Source organism: Streptomyces saintjeani (genome assembly GCF_055409605.1).
Genome location: NZ_CP189624.1, coordinates 2,886,497 through 2,901,935 on the forward strand (window position 1 = coordinate 2,886,497; position 15,439 = coordinate 2,901,935).

Consider the following 15,439-nt stretch of genomic DNA (forward strand, 5'->3'; position numbering starts at 1 on the left):
GCGTGGGGATACTCAGGTATCAGATACTGGGTACCCCCACGGGGGATGCACAGTCGCCCCCTAGGATGACGTACGTGACCCGACCCGAGCCGCGTGCCGTGCGGTCGCCCCTGTGGGGGTGGCCGTCGTTGGTGTGCGTGCTCGGGGTGCTGGTGGGGCTGCTCGCGATGCATGGGCTCGCGCCGGGTGGGCTGCATGCGGTCGGGCACGACCGTACGGCTGGGAGGGCGGCTTCTGTCGCCGCTCCGGCGATGCCCGGAGGCGGGGCCGGGGCTGAGGTCCGGTCCGGGGCCGGGGTGCACGTCGATGTGACCGCCGGTGGGTGTTCCGAGGACGGGCACTGTGGTGGCCATGCCCGGCATGCCGATGCGACGTGTGCCGCGGCCAAGGTGAGCGGGGCGCCGGAGTTGACGGGGCCCGTCGCCGATCCGGTCGCCGTCGTCGTACCCGGTGAGGCCCTTCACTCCGTCGTCTGCGGCGGTTCCGAGGCGGCGCGTGCCCCGCCGTCCCTCGCCGAGCTTCAACTCCTGCGGATCTAGAGGCGCCCGCACGCCATGCCGTACGCCGGTGTGGGGTGCCGCCGCGTCCAACAGACCCTCCGTACGCAGGAGTTCACGCACATGAACAGCACCATTCGCCGTATTCGGCCTGTCCGGGTCGCCGTCGCCGCGACCGCCGCGCTTCTTCTCGCCGGGTGCGGCGGGAGCGGGGACAGCGAAGGGAAGCAGGCAAGCGGGTCGGCGTCGTCCGCGTCGCCCTCCGTGTCCGCCGGCACCTCCGAGGGCGCGCACAACGCGCAGGACGTCTCCTTCGCGCAGGGGATGATCCCGCATCACCGGCAGGCCGTCGAGATGGCCGCGCTGGCTGCCGACCGGGCTTCGTCGCCGCAGGTCAAGGCGTTGGCCACGCGGATCAAGGGGGCTCAGGACCCGGAGATCAGGACCATGAGCGGGTGGCTCACGGCGTGGGGCGAGGACGTCCCCGCCGAGGGCGGCATGGACCACTCCGGGATGGCCGGGATGGAGGGGATGGCCGGGATGATGTCCGGCGCCGACATGACGGCGCTGGAGAAGGCGTCCGGCGCGACGTTCGACACCGAGTTCACGCGGATGATGATCGAACACCACGAGGGCGCGGTCGAGATGGCCGGCACCGAGAAGGCGAAGGGTCAGTACGCGCCCGCGCTCACCATGGCCGACGCGATCATCACGGCGCAGAAGGCCGAGATCGCGGAGATGAAGGGCTTCCTCGGCACGAAGTAGCTCTCAGGGTGGAGGCTCGCGTTTCAACCGCATACGGGCCTCCACCCGCTCCCCCTTCTCCACCTCCGCCCAGAACCGGTGCCCCGTCACGAACACCGCCAGCTCGTGCTCCCGGCGGCGCAGTTTCTCCACCTCCGCCTGCTCGTCCTCCGTCCACCCCGGGGACGCCGGCCGCTCCACCGGCCGCCACCTCTCCGTGTCACTGAACCCGTCCAGGGGCGCGACCGACCAGGGCAGCCGCTTCAGCAGGGCCGACAGCTCGGCCCGGACCTGATGCAGCTCCTCCTGACCGGCGCGCAGGTCCCTCGGAAAGTCGTAGGTCTCAGCCACATCGGCAATGGTACGCCTGTTCGATTTCGTGCAGCGAGTTCCTCACGGGGTTCACACGAACGAGGTAGTCGTACGTCCGTACGATTTCCAGATCGCCCCCTCCTCTGCGGGACCTACGCCCCCAGCTCCCCCACCACCCGCTCCGCCACCGGCGCCCCCACCCCGTACGTCCCCGCCGCCCTCAGCAACGCCCCGCCGATCGCGTCGAGTTCGAGCGGCCGGCCGGACTCCGCGTCGCGCTGCATGGACGACTTCATGCCGCCCGGCAGCGCGTCGTAGCGGGCGAGGATCCGGGCGGGGTCCGCCGCGGACCCGGCGGCCGTGCTGATCGCCGCGACCTCCGTGACCAGGGCGGTGAGTTCGTCGCGGTGGGCGGTGCGGAGGTCGCCGACGGGCAGGGCGTACCGCGTGGTGAGCAGCGCGAAGGGGGCCAGGAACGCGAGCTTCGCCCAGAGTGCCTGCGTCTCGCTGCCCAGGACCCGCGTCCTCGGGCCCGCCTCGTTCAGGACAACGGCCAGCGCCTCCAGGCGAGTCGGGTCGACGGGGTCGCCGGAGAGGTCGATCTCCGTGAACGGGCTCGCGTGCTCGATCACCCCGGGCGCCGTACGCGTGGACTCGACCCGGATCACCCCGGGCGCGACCAGCTCGGGACGGTGGTGCGCGCGGAGGGCCTCGGGGTGTTCGACGCCGTTCAGGAACGGCACGAGGAGGGCGTCGCCGAGCACCTCGGCGGGGACGCGCGCCAGTGCGTCGTCCAGAGCCGTCTGCTTGACGGCGATCAGTACGGCGTCGGCGGGGGCCCTGAGTTCCGTGTCCGCCTCGACGCGGGCCGTGAAGGTGCCGAACTGTGCGCTGCGGACCTGGATGCCGTCCGTGCGCAGCGCCGTCGCGGTGTCCTCGCGCGCGAGGCAGATCACCCGGTGCCCGGCCTTGGCGAGCAGCGCGGCGAGCAGTCCGCCGACCCCGCCGGGGCCGAGGACTGCGACGGTGAGCTTGTCGTACGTCATGACGTGATTCCTTTCGCCGGTCGGCCCCGGATCTCCGGTGGCCGCCACGACGGTGATCATGCCAAGGCGCGGCGGCACTGCCAAGGGCCAGCGGGATGCGCCCGGGAGAGGGACACTGGCCCCATGTGCCGCAGCATCAAGACCCTCCGCCCGCCGTCCCTCCCGCACGACGCCACCGGCGAGGACTTCCACGCCGCCGCACTCCAGTACGTCCGCAAGGTCTCCGGCTTCCGCGCGCCGGCCGCGCACAACCAGGAGGTGTTCGACCGTGCGGTGGCGGCGATCGAGGCGGCCACGGCGGAGCTGATGGCGGGGCTTGAGGTACGGGGGGTACCCCGGGACATGGAAAAGACCCCCTAGGTATCACCTGGAGGGTCCGACCTGTGGGCGCGGACGGTTTCGAACCGCCGACATCCTGCTTGTAAGGCAGGCGCTCTACCCCTGAGCTACGCACCCGTTTCCCGAGGCTCGCGCGTTCGGGACGAGTCGACAGCGTACCTTGCCCGGGGTGCTGTCCTGCAAACCCGTATGCCCGTAGAGGGTCTCCCGGGGGTTATCCCCACCCCGGATGAGGGAGGGAGCCGGATCGAGTACGGCGGCCCCCGGGCCTAGCCTCGTAGTACCGATCCGGTTCGTCTCAGGGGGACTTCGCCATGGCCCGCACCTCAGGTACTACCCGTCTCATACTCAGCGGTGTGGTTCTCGTCGCCGTGTTCGCGACGGCCTGCTCGGACGCCTCCGAGGACACCGACCCGGAGTCGCGGGCGTTCGGCCTGAAGGGGTCGACGCTGACGATCGACGCGCAGGACACGGCGCTGGAGATCGTCGCGGCGGAGGGGAACAAGGCGGGCCGGGTGGAGGTGACGCGCTGGTTCGACGGTTCCGTGGCGGTCGGCGAGGGCCCGAAGCCGACCTGGTCGATGTCGGAGGACGGCCGGCTGAAGCTGCGGATGAAGTGCAGCGGCCTCGTCGCGGACTGCTCCGCGCGGCACCGGGTCGAGATCCCCCGGGGCGTCGCGGTGAAGGTCGTCTCGAACGACGGCGGCGTGAAGGTGAGCGGCCTGCGGGACGCGCTCAGCGTCAAGGCGGGCGACGGATCCGTACGGATCACCGACACCTCGGGCCCGCTGGACCTGGACACGAACGACGGCTCGGTCCGCGCGGACGTCTCCTCGCGGACGGTCACCTCCCACTCCGGGGACGGCTCGGTCCGGCTCAACCTCTCCGTCGTACCGGACCGGATCGAGGCGAAGGCGAACGACGGGAACGTCACGATCGAGGTGCCGAAGGGGACGTACAAGGTGTCGACGAAGGTGAACGACGGCGACACCCGGGTCTCGGTGCCGCGCGCGGACGACAGTGCGCACGAGATCACGGCGCGGGTCTCGGACGGCCACCTGACCATCCGCACCACGAGCTGAGGCGGCGCGCGAACCGACCGCCCCGTGTGTTCGTCCTTCACCGGTGGGAGAATGGAAACCGGGCCAGGCAGGACGGACGACAGCGCGGGAGAGGGACGTGACGGCGACACCTTCACAAGAGAGTCGACCGGACCGGCCCGTGCGGCGCGCGCCCGCACTCCGTGGTTCCCGTAGCTCCCTGGTACTACGCGACACTCTCACCCTCACCGCCGCCCTCCCCCTCCTCGCCGCCCTCGCCCTCCCCGCCGCGTTCGCCGGCGGCGGCACCCGGCGCTGGTTCGGCGGCCGGTCGGAGGGGATGCGGGTCGAGGCGCAGGCGGCGAAGGACGCGGCGGCGGCGGCGTTCTACGAACTGGACACCGCGCAGCGGGACTTGAGGATCTCGATCGAGACCATCACGGCGGTGGACGACTCCCCGGCCGCGCGCCGGGCGGTCGGCGCGTTCGAGGAGATCGGCCGCCGGATCGACGAGGTGAGCCAGCAGTACATCACCGCCGTCGACGCGCACGACCTCGACCGGGACGACCTGGAGACGTCGGCGGCGGCGCAGGCGCGCACGCAGCTGACCCGCGCGAAGGACGAACTCACCAAGGCGAAGCAGGACTTGGACCGCTTCGCGAGCAGCCTGGGCCCCCTCCTCGGCAAGGCGGAGACGCAGCTCGCCCGCCTCGCCCCGGCGGTGGAGCGGGCCCGCCAGGCCCTGCTGGCGGCCTCCGACGCGCTGGACGCCGTGCGGCGGACCGGCCTCAAGGCGGACGACCTCGCGGCCCGACTCGCGGCGCTGGCACCGGAGTTGACGAAGCTGAACCAGGGCGCGGGCCAGCACGGCGTGCCGGAGACGCTGGAGCGCGCGGAGCGGGTCGCGCGGGAGGCGGAGACGATCCGTACGGAGGCGTCCCGGCTGCCGGAGAAGGCCGCCGAGATCGACCACCGGCTGGTGTCACTGCGCACGCGCGCGCAGGCGCTGACGACCCGCGCGGAGCAAGTCGACCCGATCCTCAGTGAGTTGCGGCGCCGGTTCGCGGCGGCCTGCTGGCAGGACCTCCAGCGGGTGCCGGAGCAGGCGGCGGAGAACGTCCGGCAGGCCGAGGCGAAGCTCCGGGAGGCGCGGTCCGCGCGGGAGGAGCAGCGCTGGCCGGACGCGGCGTCGCTGCTGTCGACGGTACGGGCGCTGCTGAACGCGACGGACGAGTCGGTGTCGGCCGCCGGTGACCGGCTGACCAGGCTGAACGCGGTCCAGAAGGACCCGCAGCAGGAGATCGACCGGACGCGTTTCGCGATCCGTGACGCGCAGCGCCTGGCGATGACCGGCCGGACGACCCCGGACCCCCGGCACGCCCGCCCGCTGGACGAGTCGGTGGCCCGCCTGGACCGCGCGATCGCGGGTCTGGAGGGCCGGCACCCCGACTACTGGCACTTCCTGACGGAGACGGAGGCGGTGCGGCAGTCGGTGGCGCGGGTGGTGTCGCAGATCCGCGAGGAGCGGGGCACGGCGCACTGAACACACAGGGCCCGTCACCCTGGAGGGTGACGGGCCTCGTCGTACCTGAGGGGTGGATCAGGTGCGGTACGCGTAGTAGTACGAGTTCGGGTACGACGCGAGGACACTCGACAGCGAACGCCGGTAGGTGTTCGAGGAGTGGTACGTCAGGTAGGGCATACCGTTCGCGACGTAGGACACGATCATCGTGTGGTCCTTGGAGCCGTCCCGGTCGAAGTCGACCTGGAGGACGTCGCCGACCTGCATCTGGTAGACGTTCGCGAGCGGCGTGGAGCGCTTGGCGTTCTGGGTGAACCAGGACCACTCGTTGACGCCGACGAACGAGTACGACTGGATCTCGTTGTTGCCGAACCACTTCGTGTAGTCGTACACGTAGCCCGGCGCGTGCTTCCAGCCGCCCGCCTTCAGGGACTGGCTGACGAAGTTGGTGCAGTCACCGCCCGCGCCCTGCCCGTTGAAGTTCGGGTAGTCGGGGTTGTAGTTGCTCCAGTACTTCTCGGCGTAGGCCGCCATCGCCTTGTAGTCGTACGTCCCGCCGGTGAGGACCTTGGGGACGGCGGCGGGGCCCCGCGTGGTCGCGGCGCGCGGGGCGGCCGGGGTGTCGGTCGCGGCGGCGGCCGGCTTGACGGTGGTGACGGCGGGCGCGGCGACCTGGTTGACGGTGGTGCCGCCCTGGTCGGTCGAACGGACGCCGGAGAGCTGCCAGTTGCCGCTCTGGTCGGCCTTGAAGGTCAGCTCGTGGTGGGCCTGGAAGCCGGTGGTGTTCGGCTCCTTGGCGCTGGTCCTCTCGTAGGTGAGGACCGTGGTCTCGGTGACCTGGGCCTTGGCGGTGCGGCCGGTCACCTTGATGGTGTCGAGGCTGACGCCGGTGGTGCCCTTGCTGTACTTCTCACCGAGCTTCGCCAGCGTGTTCTTGCGCTGGGTCAGGGAGTTGAGGGTGCTGCTCTCGGTGCTGTTCTGCTTCGAGGACATCTTGACGCGCCCGGAGAAGCCCTTGGTCGTGGGCTTCTTGCGGTCGCCGTCGACGAGCGCGTCGGTGCGGTCGGTGAAGACCGCGTCGGCGAGCTTCTGGAAGGTCGCCCGGGTCTTGGCGTCCACCGTGGGGTCGCTCGGGGTGGCGGCTCCCGCCGACCAGTTCGGCAGCAGCGCGACGCCCGCGGCGACCGACGCGGCGGTCGCCGTGAGTATCGTGACGCGGCGCCGCGAACGGCTCAATTTCCTTGACTTCACTGATAGTTCCCCTCTGGCCCGGCGGGGGAGGGATGCCGGGTAGCGGAATCCTCGCACGCCATGTGTGGCTGTTGTGAAGGGGGTTACCTTCGGTGCGGCAAGCTGTTATGAGACCGTCACTGGACGACGGTTGACCAGTCCGGGCTCTGGGCAGGATCAAGGGTTCGGAGCCGGTCGAGGGTCTTCGGGTCCTGGACGTCCATCCAGTCCGCCAACTCCTTGAAGGACACGCACTTCACGTCCTTCTTGGTGCAGATGTCCTTGATCGCCTGGTCGACGGCCTTCATGTAGATGCCGCCGTTCCAGTCCTCGAAGTGGTTGCCGATGAACATCGGCGCGCGGCTGCCGTAGTAGACCCGGTTGAAGCCCGCCATGTAGGTGTCGAGGGTCTCCCGCTCCCACTGCGGGTACTTGGCGGGGTCGCCGTTCACCTCGCCGTTGGACTGGTTGTAGAGGAAGTTGAAGTCCATCGACAGCCCTTGGTACCTGCCGCCTTCGTAGGGGAGCATCTGGAGCGGGAAGTCCCAGATGCCGTCCTTCTTGTCGGGCCACACCTGGAACTTGCCGGGCGAGCTGGCGTCGTAGCGCCAGCCGTAACTCTTCGCCGCCTTCAGCAGGTTGGGCTGGCCCTCCAGGCAGGGTGCGCGTCCGCCGGTGACCTCCTTGCGGAAGTCGAAGGGCAGCGGGTCCATCTCCTTGAAGCCGGTGTTGGTCTTCCACTTCTCCGCGAACGCGTAGAACTGGTCGATCTCGCTCTTCCACTCCGCGACGCTCCAGTCCTTGCCGCCCTTGGCCTCGCAGAAGTGGCCGTTGAAGTGGGTGCCGATCTCGTTCCCCTCCTCCCAGGCCCGGCCGAGCTGTTCGAGGGTGGTGCGGATGTGTTCGTCGGTCGCGTAGCTGATCGCGGCGCTGCCCTGCGGGTGCTGCGGAGGGTGGTAGAGGTTCTTCTTGTCCTTCGGCAGCAGGTAGATGCCGGTCAGGAAGAACGTCATGTGCGCGTTGTACTCCTGCGCCAGGCTCCGGTAGTGGGAGAAGAGCTGGTCGTCGCCCTGGAGCGCGCCGTCCCAGGAGAAGACGACGAACTGGGGTGGTTTCTCACCGGGTTTGAGCTTCTCCGGCTTCAACTGCCCCGTCTGCGGGCCGGTGTACGACGTCGACCCGTCCCCGAGCACCTTGGTCTTCCCGTCCCACGGCTCCTCCGTCTCCTTCACCGTCTGCTGCCCCTGGGGCCCCTCGGCGGCCGTCGGCGTGGTCCGGTCGGTGCCCGAGAGCACCAGGTATCCCCCGACGAGCGAGGTGACGACGAGCGCGGCGGCCAGCGAGAGGAACCCCGAACGCCGGGCCTTCACCGGGGACTTGGGGCGTGCTTCGGGTGCCTTGCGGCGGCGGCCCGACGGTTGCTTCATGTGCGGCTGCTCATTCTGCTGGGGGACGGAGGCGGTCCGGTGGTCAGTCGGTCGGACTGGTGGCCCGCGACCAGATGCGGTACGGAACGCTCTCGCCGGCACTCCTGGCGATGCCTTCCAGCGGCAGGGGTTCGAGGCTCTTGGTGAGGTCGATGCGGTAGACGACGACGGCCGTGGAGACCTTCTCGGCCGTGCCGACGAACCAGGCGGCGGTGTCCTTCTCGGTCGTCCCGGACTTCCCGGCGCCGGTCGCCGAGGGGTGTGCGGTGCGCAGCGACTCGGTCAGCGCGTCGGTCACCTGCCCGGCCACCTCCTCGCTCATCGCCCGCTGCTTCCCGGGGATCGCGAGGTCCACCTGGCCGCCGTTGCGGGTGAGTTTGCGCACCGAGTACGGCTCGGTGTGGGTGCCGCCGGCGGCGAACGTGGAGTAGCCGCTCGCCATGCGGATCGCGCTCGGCGTGGAGCTGCCCGTGGACAGGCCGGGCACCATCGCGCCGATGCTGGAGGACAACAGGCCCGAGTCCTCGGCGGTCTTGCGGACCATGTCCAGGCCGGTGTCCATGCCGAGCTGCATGAACGGCCCGTTGACACCGAGCGCGAGGGCCCGGCGCAGGCTGATCATGCCGTACGACTTCCCGCCGTCGTTCTTCGCCGCGACCGGCTTGCCGCTGCGGTCCCAGTACGGCCCCTCGGGCGTCCTGACCAGCGCGCCGTTGTTCCCGTCGTACAGGGACTGCGGGGTGACCTGCTCGACCGGACCCTCACGGGTCTTCCGTACGCCGTGTTCGAGCCCGGCGGCGTAGACGAACGGCTGGAACGCCGAACCGGCGGGCACCGTCGTGGCGTTGGACTCGTTGTAGCCCTGCGTACGGTGGTCGGGGCCGCCGTAGACGGCGATGATCCGTCCGTCGGCGCCGACCGAGGCGGCGCCGTAGTGGACGGCCTTCGCGTTCTTCGGGTCGTCCTTCTGGGCCTGCTTGCGGGCCTTGGTCACCTCGTCGGTGAGCTGGGTCTCACGGTTCCTGTCGAAGGTCGTGTAGATCTGGTAGCCGCCGAGGTCGAAGTCCTTGTCGGAGATGTTCGCGGCCTTCTTCACATAACTGGTCGCCAACTCGACGAGATAGTCGGTCTGTTGACCCGTGTCATAAAGCGGGTTGCGTTTGAGGGGCTCCGGGAACTTCGTGTATTTCGCGCGCTCCTCTTTGGACAGTTTGCCGATGTCGACCATCCGGTCGAGGATCCACTTCCAGCGCTCCACGGCGCGCGCGTGGTTGGCGGCGCTCAGCGTCGGGTCGTACAGGCCCGCGCCCTTGAGGAGCGCGGCGAGCATCGCGCCCTCGCTGGCGTTGAGTTCACCGACGTCCTTGCCGTAGTACGCCTGGGCCGCGCGCTGGATGCCGTACGTACCCCGGCCGTACCAGCTGGTGTTGAGGTAGCCCTGGAGTATCTCGTCCTTGCTCATCTGGTTGTCCAGCTTGAGCGCGATCATCGCCTCGGTGAACTTGCGGCTGACCGTCTGCTCCTGGTTCAGGTAGACGTTCTTCACGTACTGCTGGGTGATGGTCGATCCCCCCTGGGTATCACCCGAGCCGACCGAGCGCAGGAGGGCGCGGCTGATGCCCTTGAGGGAGATGCCGGGGTCGTTGTAGAAGTTGGCGTTCTCGGCGGCGATGGCCGCGTAGCGGACGTGCTCCGGGACGTCCTTGAGCGGCATGTCCTGGCGCTGGACCCAGCCGGTGCGGGCCATCGGGGCGCCGCTGGCCCAGAAGAAGACGTTGTCCTGCTGCTTGGCGTACGAGTTGAGGTCGGGGATGTCGGTGGCCGCGTAGGCGATGCCGAGGAGGACGACGCTCGCGCCGGTGCCGGCGAGGGCGGCGCCGGCCCACTGGCGCCAGGAGGGCATCCAGCGGCGCCAGCCGTCGCGGCCGGGGCGCGGGTAGTCGGGGCGCAGGCGGCGTGCGTACGGAGCGGCTGCGCCGGCGAGGCGGCGCAGCGGGGACGGCCGGAGTTCCTTCTTGCGGTCGAGGCGACTGGCGCGGTCGCCCTTGCCGGAAGGTTCCCCGGCCCCGGGTATCTCCAGGTCGCCGATGCGCAGTTGCATGGTCTCGTCCGCCCGGAAGGAGGCGGGGACCTTCAGCTGCATGGTCTCGTCCGGCCGCGGGACCGCGTCCGGCTTGTGGGGCCTCTCCCCCTCCCCCCGCCTGGTCACGACAGCGTCTCCCTCCGCATTCGTGGATGCCGCGCACAGGGACGCACTTGACGTACGGGCGGGCTTTCGTTCACCTGGTCACGGCTGTGAAGCCCCCCACGTCCCCCCGACCTCGCGGCCCACTCAAATTACCAGTGCTCTTCGCAAGTTCTCCACACAAGAAAGTGACAGAAATGAACGCAATCACTGCGTACGGCGGAAACCGGAGGGAGGGACTTCGTCACACGGACGACACCTCGGGGGTGGTGCGGGTCGGGGTGTTACCCGTAGTACCCCTACGTCAGAGGTAGCGGGGGACTACTTCAGGTGGATGATCCCGCCCGTCGCGGCCGAGCCGTTAGCCTTCTGCCATGCCTCGCTATGAATACCGCTGCCGTACTTGCGGCGACACGTTCGAGTTGTCCCGTCCCATGGCCGAGTCCTCGGCCCCGGCCGACTGTCCTGCCGGCCATGGGGACACGGTGAAGTTGCTGTCGACGGTGGCGGTGGGGGGTACGGCGGCTGCGCCGAAGTCGGGCGGGGGTGGAGGGTGTTGTGGTGGAGGTTGTTGCGGGTGAGGGGGTGGGGGTGCTGTGCGGCTCCGCCGTGTGGGCGCGAGTGATCCGCCACTGCCCGCAGCCGCCCCCCTCCCCCTCACACCCCCGAACGCACCGCCTTCGAAAACTCCCGCAGGATTCGTTCGCCGGCCAGCACTCCCCGTTCCGGCAGGGCCGTCACCCCCGGGCCCGTCCACCCCGTGTCCGCCAGCTCCCCGTGCCCGGGCCGCCATCCGAGGTCCACGGCCTCCAGCAGGTCCGCGTCCAGCAGCGAGTCACCCGCACCCAGGCTCAACTCCGCCCCCGTACGCCGCAGCACCTCACGGACCGCCGCGCTCTTCGTCAGCGGCTTCGGGACCACGTAGATCTTGCGGCCCTGGAGCGACACTCCCCAGCCCAGCCCCTCCGCCCACGCCGCGAGTTCCTTGACCCACTCCTCCGGCAGGAGCTCGCGTTCCACCACCAGGTACGAGAACAGGTCCTCGGCGACGCGCTGCTTGCGCAGCCACACCGGGTCGGCGTTCTCGGCCAGGTGCGCCTGGATCTCCTCGTGCGGGGCGCACTCCGCGGCGAGGCGCGAGGTCACCGCCGCCTGCCAATCGCCGTCGCTCACGCCGTCCACCAGGATGTGCCCCCCGTTCGCACAGATCGCGAACGTGGGAGCGGGCCCAGGCAGGTTGATGCGCAGGTACTGCTTGCGCGTCCGCGTCGTCGTGGGGACGAAGACCGCCATGTCCCCCAGCTCGGAGAGCAGTTGGGACGCCGTCTCCGTCATGAAGGACAGCGGACGCGCCTCGTGGACCTCGACGCACAGCAGCCGGGGCGCACGCGCGTCCGGCATCGTGAGGGCGAGCGCGGACGGTGAGTAGATGAGCGTACGGTCGAGGTCGCTGGCGACGAGTACCGGCATCAGACGGTCACAGCCTTCCCGTCGGCGCCGGTGGCACCGCGTGTGTACTGGGGATGGATCAAACCGACACAGGTGTACGGAAGTTCGGCGACCTCCTCGACGGGCACGCCCCGCTGCTCGGCGAGCAGACGGACAAGCCGCAGATCCGCCCCGGCCCCCGCACGAGCGAGGATCTTCCACGGCACCCGCCGCAGCAGCACCCGCGTCGTCTCCCCCACCCCCGGCTTCACGAGGTTGACGTCGTGGATGCCGTACTCCTCACTGATCCGCTCGACGGCGGCCCACCCTTCCCAGGTCGGCGTCCGGTCGCCGGCGAGCAGTTCCTTGACGGCGGCGTCGACGGACTCCCCCACCTCGGCGAACCGACCGGAAACCGCGTCCAGGAAGGCGCCGGAGACGTCCGCCCCGGCCAACTCCCGGTAGAACTTGCCCCCGTGGAAGTCGTCCGGCCCAACCAGGTCCGCACGCAGCACAGTTCGCGAAATCAGCCCGGACACGGTCGAGTTGAGACAGGCGGAGGGGATCAGGAAATCCTCGCGCGTGCCGTACGTCCGGACGCAGGAACCGGGGTCGGCGAGGACGGCGATCTCGGGGTCGAACCCGGCGGCGCCCCCCGCCTCCTCGAACTCCCCGATCGCGGCGGCGAGTTCCCGCGTGATCGCCCCCTTGCCGGTCCACCCGTCGACGAACACGACGTCGGCGGGGTCGTGGTGCTCGGCCAGCCAGCGCAGCGCGTTCGCGTCGATGCCCCTGCCCCGCACGATCGACACGGCGTAGTGCGGCAGGTCGAGGCCGTGCCGGTGCTGGGCCCAGCGGCGCATCAGGACGCCGACGGGGGTGCCGGCGCGGGCCAGCGAGACCAGTACCGGGTGCGGTGAGCGTTCCGCGAGGACCGTCTCCGTGACGACGCCGACCGCCTGCGCGAGGCGGTCCGCCGATTCCGTCAGCGCCGTCTGGAACAGCGCCTGGTACTGCTCGCTCGGCTGGTACTCGATCGGCAGGGACTCCGCGTAGTGGGCGCCGCCGCTCTGTACGGCCTCCTCGCGTTCCTCCGTCGGCGCCTCCAGGGTGACGTCCGAGAGGTCCTGGAGCAGCCAGCCGACCTCGTCCGGGGCGTAGGAGGAGAAGGCGGGGCCTCTGAGAGGGGCTTGCAGCATGGGCCTTCCAGGCAGGTAGGAGGGGATCACGGCGAGGATCACGTGCGGGGTGTGTTCGGCCAGCTGGGCCAACAAACCCTCGGGGGCGTGGAGTTGGGGGGTGTCCGCGGTGGAGTCGACGATCACGAGGACGGCGTCGAAGCCGGCGCCGGCGATGTTGTAGACGTACCGGTCGCCCGGGCCGTCCGCCGGGTTGTCGTGGGCGGGGAAGGTCAGGCGGGTCCGTATCGCGTATCCCGGGTCGTCGACGGCCAGGACCGGGGAGCGGGTGGTCGTGGAGTAGCGGACCTCGGCGTCGGCTATGTGCTCCAGCTCGTGGGCGAGGCGGAGGGGGGCGTACATCAGCTCTTCGAAGCCGAGGACGTGGACGCGGCGGGCGCCGACGGGGAGTGCCTCCGCGAGGCGGGCGGCCATCTCCGGGAGGGCGGCGTCCAGACGTATTCGGTGTGCGGCGGTGAAGCCGTGACGACCGCCGTCGGGGAGGCCCGCGGGCCAGTGCAGGTCGACTCTGGTGATGTTCAAGGGCGGGTCGGCTGATGACACGGTCGCCCCCGACGAGCCGGGCTCGTACCGCCCGACCAGTTCCTGTCCCCTCTCCAGCACCCCTTCCGGCAGTTTCACCGTCCCCGAAGCCGCCGCCACGAGGTCCACGCGCGCGCCGATCTCCTCCGCGAACGCCGAAAGCCTCCCCGCGTCCGCCCCCGACCGCATGTCCACCAGCGTCACCACGACGTACCGGCCCCGGGGATACCGCTCGTGCAGGTCCCGGATCGTGTTCATGATCGTGTTGCCCGTCGAGAACTCGTCGTCGACCAGCACCAACGGCCCGTCCCCGCCCAGCAGCCCCCGATCCTCCGGCAACAGCACATGCGACGTCGCATGCGAGTGCGCCTCCTCGAACCCCCCGGCCCGCGCGACCCCCTCCACCGGCCGCCGGGTCGAGTGCAGGTACGTCACATCGCCGACGCCGTCCGCGACGGAGTGGCCCAGCCCCGTCGCCGTCTCCGCGTATCCCAGCACCACCGCCGACTCCGCGTCGGTACCCAGGAGTTCGCGCACCCGGCGACCGAGGGCGAACCCGTGCCCGTACACCACCGACGGCAGCTGAGGCACATGCTTGCCCAGCACGTTGGACACCAGGAGATGCGCCCGTCTGGGGTTGCGACGCAGCGCGAGACCCAGCATCTCCGGCAGCACCGCGTCCCCCGCCAGCTCCACGCCGAGCCGTTCGGACACCCAACCGCCGGACCAGACCGCGTCGTTCACATCGCTCCTCATGAGGTCACCGAAACACAGCACAGAGCTCAGGCGGGGATACCGGCCGCGAGCAGATCGACGAACCCGACGTCCTCGCGGGCCACGCCGAACACCTCGGCGCGCAGCATCGTGCGCTCGGCCCAGGCACGGTGCGGCTTCACCTCGTTCATCTTGTTCGTGTACGCCGAGCGCAGGACGCCCCCGCCGCCGCGCTCGGGCCGCAGGATGTCCGCCGCGTCGCTGTACTCCTCGTGGCTGACGACGGACAGCGCGTGGACGGCCGGGACGTGCGAGGGGTGGATGCAGGTCTTGCCGAGGAGGCCGTTCGCGTGGTCGAGGGAGATCTCGCGCAGCAGTCCGTCCATCGCGTGCTCGATGAGGCGTTCGCGCAGCTCGACGGCCTCGACTTCGAGGAAGGGGCTGGTGCGCAGCTGCGGTTTGAACATCCGCTGGGGGACGCGGAAGTACTCCCAGACCGGGCCGGTGACGGTGAACCCGGTGCCGTCCGCACGGCCGAGCATGTTGACGACGTCGGCGATGACGGACGCGACGATCTGGACGTCGTACGCGGTCATGTCGGGGGCGCGGCGCAGGCCGTACGAGGAGCAGAAGTCGGTGACGCCGAGGCGCAGCGCGAGGACGCGGTCGCGGTACTTGTCGACGGCGCGGGCGATGCCCTCCAGGGCCTCGACGCGGGTCTCGCGGTACATCAGCTCGGGGGTTTCGAGCACCGGCATCCCGAACAACCGCTGTCCGCTCGCGAGTTCGGCGGCGGTGAGGGCCTCCAGGAACGCCGTGCCGCGCTCCTCGGTGAACTTGGGGAACACGAACCCGCTGAGCAGGGAGACACAGGGGCCGAGGCGGCGGACGAGGTCGGGGATCTGGTCGGCCGTACGGACCCGGATGAACAGGAGGGGGAGTTCCTCGGGGCGGGTCGCGAGGTCGGCGAACTGGCGGACCAGGTTCTCCTCGCCGGCCAGGACGTCCTCGTCGCCGATGGAGTCCTCCAGGCACAGGACCATGGAGACGACGCCCTGGGTGGCCTGCTTGATCACGTCGTCCGCGAGGTGGGGGCGGGTCGCCGGGCTGTAGAGCGTGGCGCCGAGGGCCGCCGAGAGCAGGCGGGCCGGGGAGTCCGTACCGAACGCGCAGGGTTCCTGGTGGAAGAGGCGGTGCCTCTCCTGCGGGGCGATGTGCCCGAAATGACGCATGT

General features: G+C 70.2%; 14 protein-coding genes and 1 tRNA gene. 6 read left to right on the forward strand and 9 right to left on the reverse strand.

What is annotated here, in order from left to right; all coding sequences use genetic code 11:
* Positions 1-65 precede the first annotated feature (65 nt).
* Both ACQCO7_RS12875 and ACQCO7_RS12880 read left to right on the forward strand, forming a co-directional pair.
* Positions 66-539 carry a DUF6153 family protein gene (locus ACQCO7_RS12875; protein WP_464071954.1) on the forward strand — a complete coding sequence of 158 codons (474 nt, stop codon included), beginning with the start codon at positions 66-68 and terminating at the stop codon, positions 537-539.
* An 81-nt stretch (positions 540-620) separates the two neighbouring features.
* Complete coding sequence (locus ACQCO7_RS12880) at positions 621-1,262, forward strand: DUF305 domain-containing protein (protein ID WP_464071955.1); 642 nt, start codon at positions 621-623, stop codon at positions 1,260-1,262.
* Between the two features lie 3 nt (positions 1,263-1,265).
* On the opposite strand, the gene ACQCO7_RS12885 is transcribed toward ACQCO7_RS12880, so the two are convergent.
* Entirely contained in the window at positions 1,266-1,592 is a 327-nt protein-coding gene (locus ACQCO7_RS12885) for a hypothetical protein (protein ID WP_464071956.1), read from the reverse strand.
* 113 nt (positions 1,593-1,705) lie between these two features.
* Positions 1,706-2,599, reverse strand: coding sequence for a ketopantoate reductase family protein (locus tag ACQCO7_RS12890; protein ID WP_464071957.1), 894 nt, complete (start codon positions 2,597-2,599; stop codon positions 1,706-1,708).
* A 123-nt stretch (positions 2,600-2,722) separates the two neighbouring features.
* On the opposite strand from ACQCO7_RS12890, the gene ACQCO7_RS12895 reads away from it, so the two are divergent.
* Positions 2,723-2,959 carry a DUF2277 domain-containing protein gene (locus ACQCO7_RS12895; RefSeq protein WP_338683265.1) on the forward strand — a complete coding sequence of 79 codons (237 nt, stop codon included), beginning with the start codon at positions 2,723-2,725 and terminating at the stop codon, positions 2,957-2,959.
* Positions 2,960-2,983: 24 nt separating this feature from the next.
* Here the strand turns inward: ACQCO7_RS12895 and ACQCO7_RS12900 are convergent.
* Positions 2,984-3,055: transfer RNA gene (locus ACQCO7_RS12900), tRNA-Val, on the reverse strand.
* Between the two features lie 197 nt (positions 3,056-3,252).
* Between ACQCO7_RS12900 and ACQCO7_RS12905 the strand changes: the two genes are divergently transcribed.
* Entirely contained in the window at positions 3,253-4,020 is a 768-nt protein-coding gene (locus tag ACQCO7_RS12905; protein ID WP_464071958.1) for a DUF4097 family beta strand repeat-containing protein, read from the forward strand.
* Between the two features lie 97 nt (positions 4,021-4,117).
* Positions 4,118-5,521, forward strand: a complete 1,404-nt coding sequence (locus ACQCO7_RS12910) for a hypothetical protein (RefSeq protein WP_464071959.1) — start codon at positions 4,118-4,120, stop codon at positions 5,519-5,521.
* 57 nt (positions 5,522-5,578) lie between these two features.
* Here the strand turns inward: ACQCO7_RS12910 and ACQCO7_RS12915 are convergent, their stop codons facing one another.
* From ACQCO7_RS12915 to ACQCO7_RS12925, 3 genes are all read right to left on the reverse strand, one after another.
* Positions 5,579-6,736: an amidase domain-containing protein gene (locus ACQCO7_RS12915; protein ID WP_464071960.1), complete on the reverse strand. Its 1,158-nt coding sequence runs from the start codon at positions 6,734-6,736 to the stop codon at positions 5,579-5,581.
* A 131-nt stretch (positions 6,737-6,867) separates the two neighbouring features.
* Positions 6,868-8,157, reverse strand: a complete 1,290-nt coding sequence (locus ACQCO7_RS12920) for a polysaccharide deacetylase family protein (protein ID WP_464071961.1) — start codon at positions 8,155-8,157, stop codon at positions 6,868-6,870.
* Between the two features lie 43 nt (positions 8,158-8,200).
* The gene (locus ACQCO7_RS12925) at positions 8,201-10,366 is read right to left on the reverse strand and encodes a transglycosylase domain-containing protein (protein ID WP_464071962.1); all 2,166 of its coding nucleotides are present in this window, start codon (positions 10,364-10,366) and stop codon (positions 8,201-8,203) included.
* Between the two features lie 350 nt (positions 10,367-10,716).
* Here ACQCO7_RS12925 and ACQCO7_RS12930 point away from each other — a divergent pair, with 350 nt between their 5' ends.
* The gene (locus ACQCO7_RS12930) at positions 10,717-10,923 is read left to right on the forward strand and encodes an FmdB family zinc ribbon protein (RefSeq protein ID WP_409112434.1); all 207 of its coding nucleotides are present in this window, start codon (positions 10,717-10,719) and stop codon (positions 10,921-10,923) included.
* A 76-nt stretch (positions 10,924-10,999) separates the two neighbouring features.
* Here ACQCO7_RS12930 and ACQCO7_RS12935 read toward each other — a convergent pair whose 3' ends face one another.
* The 3 genes from ACQCO7_RS12935 to ACQCO7_RS12945 are packed head-to-tail and all read right to left on the reverse strand — an operon-like array spanning position 11,000 to position 15,437.
* On the reverse strand, positions 11,000-11,812 hold the full coding sequence (locus tag ACQCO7_RS12935) for an HAD family hydrolase (protein ID WP_464071963.1): 813 nt from the start codon (positions 11,810-11,812) through the stop codon (positions 11,000-11,002).
* Positions 11,812-14,247: a phosphoribosyltransferase gene (locus ACQCO7_RS12940; RefSeq protein WP_464071964.1), complete on the reverse strand. Its 2,436-nt coding sequence runs from the start codon at positions 14,245-14,247 to the stop codon at positions 11,812-11,814. Before ACQCO7_RS12940 ends, ACQCO7_RS12935 begins: the two co-directional genes overlap by 1 nt.
* A gap of 26 nt (positions 14,248-14,273) precedes the next feature.
* Positions 14,274-15,437 carry an HpcH/HpaI aldolase/citrate lyase family protein gene (locus ACQCO7_RS12945; RefSeq protein ID WP_464071965.1) on the reverse strand — a complete coding sequence of 388 codons (1,164 nt, stop codon included), beginning with the start codon at positions 15,435-15,437 and terminating at the stop codon, positions 14,274-14,276.
* Positions 15,438-15,439 lie beyond the last annotated feature (2 nt).